The organism is Streptomyces sp. NPDC001153 (assembly GCF_053598315.1).
In genome coordinates, this window is the sequence record NZ_JBSFJZ010000012.1 from 70,372 (window position 1) to 85,366 (window position 14,995).

The 14,995-nt window shown below is 71.1% G+C and carries 10 protein-coding genes; 3 read left to right on the forward strand and 7 right to left on the reverse strand.

The annotated features are described in order from the left end of the window. Window positions 1–54: 54 nt before the first annotated feature. Both ACWDEN_RS15775 and ACWDEN_RS15780 read left to right on the forward strand, forming a co-directional pair. Complete coding sequence (locus ACWDEN_RS15775) at window positions 55–1,068, forward strand: LacI family DNA-binding transcriptional regulator (RefSeq protein WP_450859433.1); 1,014 nt, start codon at window positions 55–57, stop codon at window positions 1,066–1,068. A gap of 81 nt (window positions 1,069–1,149) precedes the next feature. Continuing rightward, window positions 1,150–3,198 (forward strand): glycoside hydrolase family 31 protein, encoded by a 2,049-nt coding sequence (locus ACWDEN_RS15780; protein ID WP_450859435.1) that lies wholly within the window; start codon window positions 1,150–1,152, stop codon window positions 3,196–3,198. Window positions 3,199–3,255: 57 nt separating this feature from the next. On the opposite strand, the gene ACWDEN_RS15785 is transcribed toward ACWDEN_RS15780, so the two are convergent. The 6 genes from ACWDEN_RS15785 to ACWDEN_RS15810 form a co-directional block, all read right to left on the reverse strand. Beyond that, entirely contained in the window at window positions 3,256–3,969 is a 714-nt protein-coding gene (locus ACWDEN_RS15785) for a glycoside hydrolase family 12 protein (protein WP_450859437.1), read from the reverse strand. After that, window positions 3,930–6,209 carry a glycosyl hydrolase family 95 catalytic domain-containing protein gene (locus tag ACWDEN_RS15790; protein WP_450859439.1) on the reverse strand — a complete coding sequence of 760 codons (2,280 nt, stop codon included), beginning with the start codon at window positions 6,207–6,209 and terminating at the stop codon, window positions 3,930–3,932. The genes ACWDEN_RS15785 and ACWDEN_RS15790 overlap by 40 nt, the downstream gene beginning before the upstream one ends. Further along, window positions 6,206–6,406, reverse strand: coding sequence for a hypothetical protein (locus tag ACWDEN_RS15795; protein WP_450859441.1), 201 nt, complete (start codon window positions 6,404–6,406; stop codon window positions 6,206–6,208). Before ACWDEN_RS15795 ends, ACWDEN_RS15790 begins: the two co-directional genes overlap by 4 nt. 179 nt (window positions 6,407–6,585) lie before the next feature. After that, the gene (locus tag ACWDEN_RS15800) at window positions 6,586–7,521 is read right to left on the reverse strand and encodes a carbohydrate ABC transporter permease (RefSeq protein WP_450859443.1); all 936 of its coding nucleotides are present in this window, start codon (window positions 7,519–7,521) and stop codon (window positions 6,586–6,588) included. Beyond that, a complete protein-coding gene (locus tag ACWDEN_RS15805) occupies window positions 7,518–8,564 on the reverse strand; it encodes an ABC transporter permease (protein WP_351604731.1) in 1,047 nt (348 codons plus the stop codon). Before ACWDEN_RS15805 ends, ACWDEN_RS15800 begins: the two co-directional genes overlap by 4 nt. Before the next feature lie 28 nt (window positions 8,565–8,592). After that, complete coding sequence (locus ACWDEN_RS15810; RefSeq protein WP_450859445.1) at window positions 8,593–10,320, reverse strand: extracellular solute-binding protein; 1,728 nt, start codon at window positions 10,318–10,320, stop codon at window positions 8,593–8,595. A 314-nt stretch (window positions 10,321–10,634) separates the two neighbouring features. Between ACWDEN_RS15810 and ACWDEN_RS15815 the strand changes: the two genes are divergently transcribed. Beyond that, entirely contained in the window at window positions 10,635–13,457 is a 2,823-nt protein-coding gene (locus tag ACWDEN_RS15815; protein ID WP_450859495.1) for a glycoside hydrolase family 3 C-terminal domain-containing protein, read from the forward strand. 108 nt (window positions 13,458–13,565) lie between these two features. Here ACWDEN_RS15815 and ACWDEN_RS15820 read toward each other — a convergent pair whose 3' ends face one another. Continuing rightward, entirely contained in the window at window positions 13,566–14,927 is a 1,362-nt protein-coding gene (locus ACWDEN_RS15820; RefSeq protein WP_351604727.1) for a S53 family peptidase, read from the reverse strand. Window positions 14,928–14,995 lie beyond the last annotated feature (68 nt).

The window sequence follows — 14,995 nt, forward strand, 5'->3', positions numbered from 1 at the left end:
CCCCCGTCAGAGACGCGCGATCAGTCGAAGCGCTTCACAAAGCTTGGAGCACGGATGGTCACCCTTGCCGAGGTCGCCCAGCACGCCGGAGTCTCGGCGAGCACGGTGAGCTATGTCCTCAGCGGCAAGCGGTCCATCTCCGCGACCACCCGGCAGCGGGTCGAGCAGAGCATCCGGGACCTGGGCTACCACCCCAACGCCGGCGCCCGCGCCCTGGCCGGCAAGCGGTCGAACATCATCGCGCTGATGATCCCGCTGCGCACCGACATGTACGTGCCGGTGATGATGGAGATCGCCATCGCGGTGGCCACCACGGCCCGCAACCACGGCTACGACGTCCTGCTCCTCACCGGGGAGGAGGGGCCGGACGCGGTGCGCCGGGTGACCGGCAGCGGCCTCGCCGACGCGATGATCCTCATGGACGTCGAGCTGGACGACGAGCGGCTGCCGCTGCTGCGGGAGACCGACCAGCCCTCGGTGCTGATCGGGCTGCCCGCCGACACGGACGGCCTGACCTGCGTGGACCTGGACTGGAGTGCGACGGGCGCGCTGTGCGTGGAGCATCTGGCGGGGCTCGGTCACCGTGACATCGCTGTCATCGGCGAGGCCCCGGCCGTCTACGAGCGGCACACCGGTTTCGCCGAGCGCACCCTCGACGGGCTGCGTTCCCGGGCCCGCGAGACGGGCGTACGGGCGCTGCACCGCCCGTGCGACGGCGGCTACGACGCGATGGCCGTGACCCTCGCCCGGATCCTCGACGAGCGCCCGGCGACGAGCGGGTTCGTGGTGCAGAACGAGTCGGCGGTGGAGCCGCTGCTCGCGCTGCTGCGCCAGCAGGGCCGGGCCGTGCCGGAGGACGTCTCCGTGGTCGCGATCTGCCCGGACCAGGTCGCCGTGCAGGCCTCGGTGCGGCTGACCTCGGTCGCCATCCCGGCGCAGGAGATGGGCCGGTACGCGGTCGAGCACCTGGTGGCCAAGCTGGACGGGCGGGGCGGCGACGAGGTCGTGCTGATCGCGCCCGAGCTGACGGTACGGGCGAGTTCGGGACCGGCGCCGGCCGCGTCCTGACGTACCTTCCCGTGGCTCCGGTGCGTCCGGGGCACGGCTCTGCCTGCCTTGACCCTGTCCGCACTGCTTCAGGAGCACGCCGTGAACCAGCATGCCGTCGCGCAGCCCAAGGTCAGCCTCGCCCAGTCCTCCCCCACCGTCGGCACCTTCCGTGAGCGGGACGGGGCGCTGGAGTGGAGCGGCCGTCAGGAGACGGTGCGGATCGAGCCGTGGGGGCCGGACGCGGTCCGGGTGCGCGCCCGGCTCGGCGGCCCGGTGCTGCAGGACCTCCCGGGCGCGCTCCTCGACTCCCCGCCCGCGCAGGACGCCGGGGTCGAGATCGGTGGCGGCGAGGCGCGGCTGACGGTCGGCGCGCTGACCGCCGAGGTGAGCGCCGAGGGCCTCATCCGCTTCGTGCGCACCGAGGACCGTACGGAGCTGCTCGCCGAGGAGCGGGCCCACTTCTGGTGGCCCGGGTCGCGGCTGTACACGGCGGTCGGCAACGGCCACCACCGGCTGGAGCAGCGGTTCGCCGCCTACGAGGGCGAGCGGCTGTACGGCCTGGGCCAGCACCAGCACGGGCGCCTGGACCAGAAGGGCCTGGTGCTGGACCTGGTGCAGCGCAACGCCGAGGTGAGCGTCCCGGTGCTGGTGTCCAGCCGGGGCTACACCCTGCTGTGGAACAACCCGGCGATCGGCCGGGTGGAACTGGCCGGCAACGGCACCCGCTGGGTCGCGGACTCGGCCCGGCAGATCGACTACTGGATCACGGCGGGCACTCCGGCCGACGGGCAGCGCGCCTACAGCGCGGTCACCGGTCGGTCGCCGATGCTGCCGGAGTGGGCGGCCGGCTTCTGGCAGTGCAAGCTGCGCTACCGCACCCAGGACGAACTCCTCGGCGTGGCACGGGAGTACAAGCGCCGGGGCCTGCCCCTCGCGGCGATCGTGTGCGACTTCTTCCACTGGACCCACCTCGGCGAGTGGCGGTTCGACCCGAAGGAGTGGCCGGACCCGGCGGCGATGGTCCGCGAGCTGGAGGAGCTGGGCGTCAAGCTGGTCGTGTCCGTGTGGCCGTCGGTCTCGCCGCTGTCGGAGAACCACCGGCTCATGGAGCAGCGCGGCTACTTCATCGGCACCCAGTACGGCCCGATGGCGCACGCCGACTGGCCGGACAAGGAGGTGGCGGCCACGGTCCAGGTGGCCTTCTACGACGCCACCAACCCCGAGGCGCGGGAGTTCGTGTGGTCCCGGATCCACGACAACTACCTTGCGCCGTACGGCATTTCGGCCTTCTGGCTGGACGCCTGCGAGCCGGAACTGAAGCCGGGCTTCCCGGAGAACCTGCGTTACTGGGCGGGCCCGGGTCCGGAGGTCGGCAACCTCTATCCACGCGAGAACGCCCGTACCTTCCACGAGGGCCTGCTGGCGTCCGGCTTCGGCGAGGACGACGTGATCACCCTCAACCGCTCGGCGTGGGCGGGCAGCCAGCGCTACGGCGCGGCCCTGTGGTCCGGTGACATCGGCACCGACTTCGCGACGCTGCGCCGCCAGATCGCGGCCGGCCTCAACACCGCACTGTCCGGCATCCCCTGGTGGAACACCGACATCGGCGGCTTCCACGGCGGCGACCCGGACGACCCGGCGTACCGCGAGGTGATGATCCGCTGGTTCCAGTTCGGCGCGCTGTCCCCGCTGATGCGGCTGCACGGCTTCCGCGACCCGGGCATGCCGCTGGGCCCGGAGATGACGGGCGGCCCCAACGAGGTGTGGTCGTACGGCGAGGAGGCCGGCGCGATCCTGGAGAAGTACCTGCGCCTGCGCGAGCGCCTGAGGCCGTACGTCCTGGCCGTCATGCGGGAGGCGCACGAGGAGGGGCTGCCGGTGCTGCGCCCGCTGTTCCTGGAGTTCCCCGACGACCAGGCGGCCTGGTCGGTGGAGGACGCGTACCTCTTCGGCCGGGATCTGCTGGTCGCCCCGGTGCTCACCGCCGGCGCGACCGTCCGGACGGTCCGCCTTCCGGCGGGCGCGCGCTGGACGGACGCGTGGACGGGTGAGACGTACGAGGGCGGTGCGGCGGTGACGGTGGACGCGCCGCTGGACCGCATCCCGCTGTTCCTGCGGGACGGGGCAGAGCTGCCGGTCGCGGAGTGAGGAGCGGAGTGAGAGAAGTGGGCCGGCCCCGCACGGGACCGGCCCCACTCCCGCGCCCTAACTGCTGCTGACGCTCTCGCTGTTGACGGAGAAGTCCAGTCCGCCGGCGGAGGAGGTGATCTCGAAGCCGAACTGGAGGTCACCGATGGTCACGTCGCCGAACCAGCCCTTGGTGTCCTTGATCCACTTCAGGATCGGCAGGATGTTCACCGTGCCGGAGCTGGAATTGGAGCTGCGGACGAAGGAGAAGACGTCGTTGGAGCCGTTGTTGCCCTTGTAGACGGTCCAGGTGGAGCCGCCGAGGCTCACCGTGCCCTGGGAGGTGCCGAGCGGGCCGACGGCGCCGGTCCTGTTGACCCAGAGCATGATCTCGTACTTGTGGCCCGTGTCCCAGATGTCGTACGCCGTCTCGTACGCGCCGGACGACGGGACGGTGACGTTGTAGCTGCTGGTGAGCGACGAGAGCGAGGTGACCGACTTGTTGATCACCTTCTTGGCGTTGGGGTAGGACTTGATGCCGCCGGTGTCGGGGTGGTTGGCCCAGACACCCCAGTTGGTACCGGAGTTGGCCCAGATGCACTGGCTGCCGGCGCCGGAGCCCCAGATGTCGTTGTAGAGGGTGTAGCCGTTCAGCGTGGTGCTGCCCCACTGGTCGCAGGAGCTCCAGACGGCGGCGGAGGCGGGGGCCGAGGCGAGGCCTGCGGTGGCGCCGAGGGCGAGGGCGGGGGCGATCAGGGCCTTGGCGACCCTGCCGAGCGTGCGTGTTGCCATGGTGTCCCTTCCATGGGTGGGGGGAATCGCGGGTTCTCTTCGGTCACCGCGCCCCCCAGGGTGAGGACGCGGTCTTCTCCGGCGACGAGGTCGAGCGGCTGCGCGCCGGAGGAAGTCCGCAGCTCGATGCGGTGGGTGCGGCCGGGCCTGAGGACGGCTCGGGCGCCGTGCGGGCTCCAGGCCAGGTCGATCCGCGCGCCGAACCGGGTCCGCACGCCCCGGAGTTCGCCGTGGGGGCAGCTGTCCGGGACGGCGGGCAGCAGGACGAGCCGGTCCGGGGTGGACTGCACGAGCATCTCGATCAGGACGCCGGGCAGGGTGTGTGCGGCGTCCGCGTTGTAGACGTCCCGGTGCGGGTAGTGGGCGCTCATCAGCGAGGTGTGGAAGAAGTCGCCGTCCAGGACCTGGCGCAGGGCCTGGGCTGCGCGGGGGCCGTCGCCGAGCCGGGCGGCGACGAGGGCGTGGTGCAGATGGCCGTGGGCCGAGTCGTTCTCGGCGCCGCGCAGTTCCAGGGCGCGGTGGGCGGCGGCGGCCGGGCCGGGGGTGTCGTGGGGGTTGATCTCGTCCAGGGGCCAGACGCCGTAGAGGTGGCTGAGGTGGCGGTGGTCGTAGGTGTCCTCCAGTCCGGGCCAGGCCCATTCGGCGAGGGCTCCGTCGGCGTTGGTCCGGTGGGGCGGCAGCCGGTCCGCCAACGCCCGCCATTTCTCCGCCTGTCGGGGGTGGTAGCGGGCGGCGGTGAGCAGGGTGTGCCGGGCGGCGGAGAGGTCCATGGCGGCGTTGAGCGCGCCCCAGCTGCCGTTCGCGGGACGGTTCTCCGGCGAGTAGGAGGGGACGACGACCAGCCGGCCCTGGGCGTCGGCGCGGGTGAGGAAGTCCTCGTAGAACAGGGCCGCCTCGGCGAGCGCGGCGGCGGTGCCCGGGTCCCGGCTGCCGTGGATCTCGTCGTGGTCGACGAGCGGCTTGAGCAGCCAGTCCGCGCCGGCCGTCCACAGCTGGTGGGGGTACTCGCGGTCGAAATGGTAGGTGTATCCGGACTCGCCGTCGGTGTGGGTGGGAGCGACCACGCCCCGGGTGCCGAAGATCGCACGGGCGTTGACCCGCCAGTCCGGCAGCTGCCGGGCGACGAGGGCGGCCAGCGCCTCGGTGACCTCGGGCAGGGCCGCGGCGGGCGCGGAGGCGGTCTGGAGGTTGAGGTTGGCGTTGGTGGTGAAGGCGCCTGACCAGGCGGTGTCCCAGTCGCCGGTCCACAGGCCGGTGAGGCGGGGCGGCAGCAGGCCGCTGCTGGAGAGCAGGTGGTAGCGGCCGGCGGCGAAGAGCCGTTCCAGCAGCGCCGGGACGTGCGGGCGCCGCAGCAGTTCGGAGCCGGGCAGGGCACGCTCGGCCGGGTCGGCGCCGAGGTCCAGTGTCACCCGCCGGTAGGCCGTGCGGTGCCGGTCCAGGTGGCGGGCGAGGAGGACGTCGTACGGCCGCTCGGCGCCCTCGGCGAGGGCCTGGAGCAGCCGGGCCTCGGCGACCGTGTCCGCCTCGCCGGTGTGCCGGCGCACGCGGGTGAGCAGCAGGACGTGGTGGGCGCCGGTGACGCGGACGCCCGGCGGGACGAGTTCGGTGCCGCCCCCGCGCACGGCGACGAGGGTGACGCCGGTGTAGGCGCGGTCGCTGTCGGGGTAGCGGGCGCGCAGGCTCAGCAGGGCGCCCTCGGGGGTGAGCAGTGTGCCGTGACCGACCCGCAGCCCGGCCGGTGCGCCCGGCAGCCGGTGGTCCAGGGTGATGTCGAGCTCGGCCGCCGTGACCTCGTGCACGATCACGTCGTCCGCGCGGGAGACGAAGACGCGGCCCGCGAAGTCGGCGCAGGAGGCCGTGACCTCTCCGGTGGTGAAGTCGACGGCCCGGCGGTAGCCCTGCCCGCTGCCGCCGCCCGGCCTGCGCAGCCGCACCTGGAAGGCGGGGTGGAAGGGCTGCACCCACTGCAGCGGGCGGCCGTCGGTGAAGCCCTCGGCGGCGGTGAGGTCGCCGGCGAGCAACCGGTCCTGGAGTGCGGGGAGTTCGGCGGCCAGGTGGGGCGGCCGGGCGCGCTCGCCGCCGTTGGGCCGGACCAGGGTGTGATGCGTGACGATGACCCGGTCGTCGTTCGGATCACCGAACACAAGGACGCCGTGGTGGCCGTTCCCGGCCAGGAAGGCGTCCTCCCAGCGGGCCGCCGGGGCCGGCTCCCAGGTTCCGTGAACGGGTCCGCCGCTCATGGCCGCAGCACCGCCACGCCGTAGCGGCCGAGGGTGACCGAGCCGGTGACGGCCGTGCCGCCGGTCACCGCGTTGCGCCAGCGGTATCTCTGCGAGGCTTGGGCGGTTTGGGCCGCTTGTGCCTGGGTGGGGAGGCCGAGGCGGGCTGCGGTGGCTGCGGTGGCGGTCAGGACGGTTCTGCGGGTGGGTGTGGGCATGGGTACCTCGGTGGACGTGGGTGGGTGGGCGAACCGGCGCTGGTGCCGGCGGGGGTCGGGTCGCTCGCCGGCGCCGGCGCAGGCTGCGCGCCTCGAAGGGGCGCGGGGAACTGCGCGAGCGACCACGGCGGACCCGCAGTCGCCGACGAGACAGCCCGCCCCCGTTCAGAGGGCGCCGCTCACCCCTTCACCGCCCCCGTCAGCATCCCCTTCTTGAAGTGCTTCTGGACGAACGGTGACAGCACGGCGACCGGCAGCAGGGCCATCACCATGACCGCCATCTGCACCGCGAGACCCGACAGCTCGCCCGTCTTGATGGCCTGGCCCAGCCCCGTCGGTGCCTGCTGCTTCTGCACCAGCTGGATCATGACGTTCTGCAGCGGCATCTTGTTCTGGTCGTTCAAGTACAGGGACGCGTTGAACCACGCACTCCAGTACCCGACCGCGTAGAACAGCGTGATGACCGCCAGTACCGCCCTCGACAGCGGCATCACGATCTGCCACAGGATCCGGAAGTCCCCCGCGCCGTCGATGCGCGCGCTGTCGACGAGTTCCTGCGAGATGCCCATGAAGAAGCCCCGCAGGACGAGGATGTTGAAGACGCTGACCGCGCTCGGCAGGATCAGGGCCAGGTAGCTGTCCATCAGGCCCAGGGACTGCACCAGCAGGTACGTCGGGATCAGGCCCGCGCTGAAGAACATCGTCGCCAGCAGCAGCATCAGGAACCAGCGGTGACCCAGGGAGCCGATGCGCGAGAGGCCGTAGGCGCACAGGACGGACACTGTCATCGAGAACAGCGTGCCGACCAGGGTCACCAGGATGCTGATGACCGCCGCACGGGTGACCTGGCCGCCGCTCAGCAGCTCCCTGTACGCGACGAAGGTGATGCCCTTGGGGATCATGACCAGGCCGCCCGCCCGGTCGATCGTCCTCCGCGAGGACAGGCTGGTGACGACCACGATCCAGAGCGGGAAGAGGATGCCGAGGCAGGCCAGGGTGAGGACCAGGCCCTTGCCGGCCACCCCCGCCCTGCTCGGCTCCTCCTCCCACACCGGGCGCGGCGGCGCCGCCCCTCGCGGGGGTCTGCTCCTCGGCTCGTCGAGAACGGCCGTCATTTCCTGTACACCCCCTGCTCGCCCATGAGATGGGCCACCTTGTTCGCGGCGAGGACCAGTCCGAGGCTGACCACGCCCTTGATCAGGCCGGCGGCGGCCGCGTAGCCGAAGTCCTGGTTGCGGACGCCGTTCCACCAGACGAAGGTGTCGAGGACCTCCGCCGCGCCCGGCCCGACGGCGTCGCGCTGGAGCAGGATCTGCTCGAAGCCGACGGTCAGGGCGTCGCCCACCCGGAGGACCAGCAGCAGCGCGATCACCGGGCGCAGCGCGGGCAGCGTGACGTGCCACATGCGGCGCCAGCGGCCGGCGCCGTCCATCGCGGCGGCCTCGTACAGGTCGGGGCTCACCGAGGCCAGCGCGGCCAGGAAGATGATGATTCCCCAGCCCGCGTCCTTCCAGATGCCCTCCGCCGTGACGAGGAACTTGAAGGTGGACGGGTCGGTCATGATGTCCAGCCCGTTGTACCCGTGTTGGCGCAGGAGTTGCGACAAGACGCCCGCCCCGCCGAAGAGTTGCTGGAAGACGGAGATGACCAGTACCCAGGAGAAGAAGTGCGGGAGGTAGAGGACCGCCTGGGCGAACGCACGCACCCTCGGCCGTACCACGCTGTTGATGAGCAGCGCGAGCAGGATCGGGACGGGGAAGAACAGCACGAGCTGCAGGACGAACAGGACCACCGTATTCTGCACCGCGTTCCAGAAGGCCGAGTCGGCGAAGATCCGCTGGAAGTTCTCGAAGCCGACCCAGGGGCTGTGCAGCATCGAGACGATGCCGTTGTCGCTGATGTAGGGGTCGTAGTCCTGGAAGGCGACGATGTTGCCGAGGATCGGCAGGTAGTTGAAGAGCAGGAGCAGCAGGACGGCCGGCAGCGTCATCAGGATCAGGACGCGGTCGCGTCTGAATCTGAGGCGCAGGCCGAGCCTTCCGGTCCTCGCCCTCCTGCGGTTCTTCCGTGATCCGGTGGCGTCGCCGGAGGTCACCGGGGTCTTCCCCGGCCTGTCGTCTGCCTCGGCCCTGCTGCGAGGCACCGTGCTGTGGGACACGGCCTTCTCCTTGCCTCGGTGTCTCGCCTCAGCCGGCCGCGGGGCCGTTCTCGTCGAGGAGCTTCTTGTACCAGTCGCGCAGTTCGTCGCCGCCCTTGCTCTTCCAGTCGGAGACGGCCTGCTGCATGTCGCTGATCTTCTTGCGGCCGCGGGTGATGTCGTCCTCGAGCTGCTCGAAGTCGTTGCCGAGGTTGGTGTAGCGGGAGGGTTCGGTGATCATCTGGCCGTAGAAGCTGGACTTCCTGGTGAAGGCGCCCATCCGCTGCTGCCACTCGACCTGGGCCCTCGCGACGTCGGGGAAGTCGGGGTGGGCGATGGTGGCGGCGGGGCTCGCGACCATGACGTAGGCGTTGAGGACCTCGTTGTTGCCCTGGGTGGTCTTGACGGGCACGCCGTTCCTGACCGTGTAGTCGGCGCCCTGGACGCCGTAGTTGGTGAGCATGTACTCCTTGGTGCCGTACGGCGCGGCGGTGACGTCGGCGACGGCCAGAACGTCACGGATCACGGACTCGGAGGCCTTCTTGTTGACGAAGGCGAAGATGCCGGCCGGCTGTTCGGCCCACAGCCGCGGGCTGCCCCCGTCGTGGCCGAAGACGTCCATGCCCCAGATCTTGAACTGCGGGTTCTGGGTGGCCTGTTCGGCGGTGCGGCTCCACCACTGGCTGATGTTGTTGGGGTAGATCAGGAACTCGCCGGCGGCGAACTTGGGGCCCGGGTCGGGGGCGTTCTTGCCCATCATGGCGTCGGGGTGGACGTATCCGGCGGCGAACAGCTTGCGGGTCCACTCCAGCGCTTCGAGGTACTCCTCGGTCTCGATGCGGTTGATCAGCTTGCCGTCGACGAGGTTCCAGCCGAGCGGTTTCTCGCTGCCGGAGAGCACGCCGAAGGCCTGGAAGGCGGTCCACTTCATGTCCATGCAGGCCCAGCGCCTGGCCTTGGCGTTGGTGATCTCCTTGGCCAGGGACATGAACTCGTCCGCGGAGCGCGGGACCTGGTAGCCCTCCTTGTCGAAGACGTCCTTGCGGTAGAGGGGCACGATGCCGGTGACGTACGGGGAGGGCTGCGGCAGTCCGCGCAGCTTGCCGCCGATGATGCAGCGCTGCCAGGCGTCGGTCGGGATGGCGGCGAGGTTCGGGTAGTCCTTGACCTTGTCTCCCGACAGATACGGCCCGAGGTCGGCGAACTTGCTGATGATGGCGGTGGGGATCCTGCCGCCCATGTTCCAGCTCGGGACGACCACGACGTCCGGTACGTCGCTGGAGGCGAGGACCGCGCCGAGCTTCTGGTCGTAGGTGTTGCCGTCCTGGTTCTGCCAGACGACGTCGACGCCGATGAGGTCGTTCATCGCCCTGTAGTAGGCGTTGTCGCCCTTGGGCGGAGTGCCCCAGAACGGCGACATGACGGTGACCTTGCCGCCCTTGCCGAGCTTCTCGGGCACCGAGGTCTTCAGGGTCGCGAGGTCGAGCTTGCCGGTGAAGCCGATCGCCGAGCCGTTCTTCGCGGGGATGTCCGGGGTCACCACGTTGTTCGCCACGTAGGACGGCAGCAGGCTCTTCTCGCCCTTGCCGGCGGAGGAGCCTCCGCTCGACCCGCTGTCCGAACCTCCGCAGGCGGTGAGCATCGGCATCCCCCCGGCGACCGCCGTGGCGGCGACCGCGGTGGAGGCGAGGAAGCTCCTCCGGCTGGGGGAGCTTCTCCGGCTGGGGGAACTTCTCCGGCTGGGCGCGGAGGATGCGGAGGCGGCGTTCGGCGTCATTGCGTCAACCCTTCATGGCACACCAGGACACCCGGCGGTGGCCGTCGGCTGCGGTGTCTCGAGTGGATCTGGCTGAGCGGAAGCGCGCTTCGACGAAGGCGGAAGCCGGTCGACATGAGGTGGCGAAGGCGTCGAAGCGCTTCGATGTTGCTGCGAGATTAAGTGAACACCCTGGGGCACACAAGGGTCGCTTCCAAGATTCCGCACGGGAACTTGACATCCGAGCCTCCGCCGATCGAGCATCGAAGCGCTTCGAAAGATCCTCGTCGCTCCGTTCGCAAGGGGAACCGCTCGTGACCGTTGACGTGCCGTCCATGCCGCCCTTCCGCGATCCACAGCTGCCGTTCGCGAAGCGCATCGACGACCTGCTGGAACGGCTCACGCTGGACGAGAAGACCGCCTTCCTGCACCAGTTCGCGCCCGCCGTGGAGCGCCTGGGCATCGCCGCCTTCCGCACCGGCCAGGAGGCGCTGCACGGCGTCGCCTGGATGGGGCCGGCCACGGTGTTCCCGCAGGCCGTGGGGCTGGGCGCGACCTGGAACCCGGAGCTGGTGCGGCGGGTCGGCGAGGCGGTGTCCAAGGAGGTGCGCGCGATGCGGGCCCGGGACGACCGGGTCGGCCTCAACGTCTGGTCGCCGACGGTCAACCTGCTCCGGCATCCGCTGTGGGGCCGTAACGAGGAGGGCTACTCGGAGGATCCCGAGCTGACCTCGGCGATCGCCACGGCGTACACGCGCGGCCTGCGCGGTGACCATCCGGTGTACTGGCGCACGGCCCCCGTCCTCAAGCACTGGCTGGCCCACAACAACGAGACCGACCGGGCCACGTCGAACGCCTCCGTCCGGCCGCGCGTGCTGCACGAGTACGATCTGCGCGCCTTCCGGGAGACCGTGGAGGCCGGTGCGGTGGCCGGGGTGATGCCGGCCTACAACCTGGTCAACGGCCGCCCCAACCACCTCTCCCCCTACCTGCGCTCCGAGCTGCGCACCTGGACCGACGACGACCTGCTGGTCTGCTCGGACGCGGGCGCGCCCTCCAACCTGGTGGACGCCGAGCACTACTTCGACACCCACGAGGAGGCCACCGCCGCCGCCCTGCTGGCCGGCGTGGACAGCTTCACCGACCACGGGACGGACAGCTCGCAGATCGTCGGACGGGTCAGAAAGGCTTACGCGCATGGCTTGTTGACGGAGGCCGACATCGACACCGCGGTACGCCGCCAGCTCTCCGTCCGGTTCCGGCTCGGCGAGTTCGACCCGCACTACGACCCGCACGCCGGCACCGGCGAGTTCGACACCCCGGCACACCGGGCGCTCGCCCGGGAGGCCGCCGAGCAGGCGATCGTGCTGCTGAAGAACGACGACGACCTGCTCCCGCTCGCGCCCGGCACCCGGATCGCGGTGGTCGGCCTGCTCGCCGACGAGTGCAAGCTCGACTGGTACAGCGGCAGCCTGCTGCACCGCTCCACTCCCCTGGAGGGCCTGTACGAGCGGTTCGGCGCGGACCGGGTGGAGTTCGCGGAGGGCGTGGACCGCGTCCGGCTGCGCACCGCCGCCGGTGCCTTCCTGCACGTGCCGGCCGCGGACGCGCCGGAGGAGGTGCGCGGCGCCGAGGGCGCCCTGGACCCGGCCCTGCTGCGTGGCCGTACCGATCTGCCGCCGCTCACCGTGGACCCCGTCGGCACCGAGTTCGCGCTGGTGGACTGGGGCGAGGGCGTGCTGACGCTGCGCGCGCCCGACGGCCGGTATCTCTCGGTCGCCGAGGACGGCTTCCTGCGCGCCGCCGCCGACCAGCCGGGCGGCTGGGTGGTCCAGGAGACCTTCCGCCTCGCACCGCACCGCAGCGGTCACCTCCTCACGCACCTGGGCACGGGTCGTCAGGTGCGGGTCGCCGCCGACGGCGTGAAGGTTGCCGGGGCCGAGGATTCCGGCGACGTCTTCGAGGTGATCACGGTCGAACGGGGCGAGGAGGCCGTGGCCCGGGCGGCCGGGCAGGCGGACGTGGTCGTGGTGGTCGCGGGCAACGACCCGCACATAGGCGGGCGCGAGACCGAGGACCGTACGACCCTCCGGCTGCCCGCGCACCAGCAGCGGCTGCTGGGCGCGGCCCGGGCCGCGAACCCGCACACCGTACTGGTGCTGACCTCGGCCTATCCGTACGCGGTGGACGTGGCACGGCTGCCGGCGGTGCTGTGGACCGCGCACGGCGGCCAGGCGGCGGGCACGGCCCTCGCCCGCACCCTGGCCGGTGACGTCTCCCCGGCCGGCCGTCTCCCCCAGACCTGGTACGCCTCCGACGCCGACCTGCCCGGCCTGCTCGACTACGACATCATCGGCAGCCGGCAGACCTACCTCTACTTCGAGGGCACCCCGCTCTTCCCCTTCGGCCACGGCCTGTCGTACGCGTCCTTCGCCTACGCCGGCCTGGCGGCCCGTGCCGAGGACGGCTCGGTGCGTGTCTCGTGCGCGGTGACGAACACCGGGGACCGGGTGGCGGACGAGGTGGTGCAGCTCTACGGCCGGGCCGTGGACCCGTCGGTGGCCCGCCCGCGCCGCGAGCTCCTGGCCCACCGCCGTGTCACCCTCGCCCCCGGCGAGACGGCCCCCCTCTCCTTCGAAGTCCCGCTGACCGCCCTGGAGTTCTGGGACGTGGCACAGGGCCGCCGACGGCTGGAGGGAGGGCCGTACGACCTGTTGCTCGGCGCGTCCAGCGAGGACATCCGCCTGCGCACGACCGTGCACCTCGACGGCACGCCCCCGGCCCCGCGCGCCGCCCGGCAACGCGGCCTGCCGGCGGCCGACTTCGACGAGCAGTGCGGCGTGGCCGTCGTGGACCGGACGAGGACGGCGGGCGACGCGGTGACACCGGCGCACGGCGGCACGGCCGAACTCCTCTTCCGTGCCTGCGACTTCGGTACGGGGGTGAGCGAGGTGACGGCACAGGTGGCGGGCGAGGGCGCACTGGAGGTGTCCCTGGACGGCGGCCCGGTGCGGGCCGTGCTGACCCTGGACACCCCCACGGCCGACTGCTACGCCTACACGACCCTGGCCGTCGCGCTGGTCGTCGACGGCGTGCACGACGTCCGCCTCAGGCTGCGCGGCCCGCTGCGGCTCGCGCACGTCGGCTTCTCCGGTTGAGGGTCCGGATCAGCCGACGACGGGAAGGGGCCCGACACCGAAAGGCAGCGGTGCCGGGCCCCTTCTGCAGGACGGGCAGCGCCCTGCAGAGCCTGAAAGCGGTGACCGTCAGTGGTTCCTGGCCAGGGCGGACACGAACCGCAGGGCGTCGAGCGTGCCCACGCCGGTGGCCATGTCGTAGCCGTTGACGGCCTTGTAGCCCGTGACGCCCTGGTAGCTGTTGTCGGTGCCGTCGTTGACGTCGACGATGCCCGGGTTCTTCTGCTTCAGCAGGGTGTAGAGCGCCGGGTTGAGGTCGCCCAGGCGGTGGCCGGCCGCCTGGTCGGCGAGGGCGACGATGCCCGAGAACAGCGGGCTGGCCTCGCTGGTGCCGCCGGAGACGTCCCAGCCGGTGGCGGTCGGGTCGTAGCTGGAGTACACCCAGGCACCGCCGTTGACCGCGGCGGCCATCGAGATGTCCGGGGTGCCGCGGCGGGTGCCGACGACGTTCTTCACACCGTCCTGGAAGGACGGGCGGTTGAACACGTGGGACTGGCCGCCGCCGCCCGCGCCGTTGTCGTTGTAGACGCTGTCCGGCTTGACGCGCCGGCCCTTGTCGTTCAGGTGGAGCTGGGTGCCGCCGATGGAGGTGACCAACGGGTCGGAGGACGGCCAGGAGTTGACGCGGTACTTGTAGAACGTCTTGCCGTCCGCCATGGCGTCGGTGGCGCCGCCGTCACCGGAGGAGCCGAGCACGGTCACGTGCTTGCGCTGCGCGTCCTCGTAGGCGTACCGCAGCTTCTTGATGCTGGAGAAATCGCCCTTGTCGAAGCCCGGGAAGGTGTTCTCGGTGGCGCCGAAGCTCTGGCTGATGACGTCGCCGACCCCGTGGTCGATCATGTACTTCTCGGCGGACATCATCTCCGGCAGACCGGTGGTGCCCTCGGTCTCGGCGACCGCCGTCTCCACGAGGACGATCTTGGCGTCGGGCGCGACGGCGTGGGCCATCTCGACGTCCAGCGAGGTCTCGCCGGCCCAGCCGGTCATGTCGGGGTTCTTGGGGTCGAACTTCGGGACGTGACCCCACTTGACGACGTTGACCTTGGTGCTGGGCAGCCCGAACTGCTTGCTGTAGACGTCCAGATCGTGCTGGACGGTCGGGGACCCGAAGGAGTCGACGATGACGATCGTACGGCCCTTGCCCGTGATGCCCTTCTTGTACAGCGGGTTCAGGTTGTACGCGGTGCGGTACTGCAGCGGGTTGTAGCAGTTGATGTGCCATTTGGCCTGGCACTGGGCGGTGGGAAGGGGGCTGGCCACGCCGTGGACCAGGTTGTGCCCCGCGATGGCCGGCTGCGCGAAGGTGTGCGGTACGCCGGCGGGCGCGGCGCTGGTGGCGCCGGCCGAGGAGATGGTCGCCAGTCCTGCGGCGACGAGTGCGGCAGTGGCGGCGGAAGCCGCGAGGCCGCGCCCGGTACGGGCTATGCGCATGTGTTCCCCTGACAAATCCCTGAGACGTCCTGAGTCGGACGAACTGGTCAGGCGCATCCCATCGGGAG

What these genes read in the sequence shown, in the direction of transcription:
- ACWDEN_RS15775 (WP_450859433.1), top strand. Translation starts at nt 55, where the DNA reads ATGGTCACCCTTGCCGAGGTCGCCCAGCACGCCGGAGTCTCGGCGAGC.
- ACWDEN_RS15785 (WP_450859437.1), bottom strand. Translation starts at nt 3,969, where the DNA reads ATGGCAACACGCACGCTCGGCAGGGTCGCCAAGGCCCTGATCGCCCCC.
- ACWDEN_RS15790 (WP_450859439.1), bottom strand. Translation starts at nt 6,209, where the DNA reads ATGAGCGGCGGACCCGTTCACGGAACCTGGGAGCCGGCCCCGGCGGCC.
- ACWDEN_RS15795 (WP_450859441.1), bottom strand. Translation starts at nt 6,406, where the DNA reads ATGCCCACACCCACCCGCAGAACCGTCCTGACCGCCACCGCAGCCACC.
- ACWDEN_RS15800 (WP_450859443.1), bottom strand. Translation starts at nt 7,521, where the DNA reads ATGACGGCCGTTCTCGACGAGCCGAGGAGCAGACCCCCGCGAGGGGCG.
- ACWDEN_RS15810 (WP_450859445.1), bottom strand. Translation starts at nt 10,320, where the DNA reads ATGACGCCGAACGCCGCCTCCGCATCCTCCGCGCCCAGCCGGAGAAGT.
- ACWDEN_RS15815 (WP_450859495.1), top strand. Translation starts at nt 10,635, where the DNA reads ATGCCGCCCTTCCGCGATCCACAGCTGCCGTTCGCGAAGCGCATCGAC.
- ACWDEN_RS15820 (WP_351604727.1), bottom strand. Translation starts at nt 14,927, where the DNA reads ATGCGCATAGCCCGTACCGGGCGCGGCCTCGCGGCTTCCGCCGCCACT.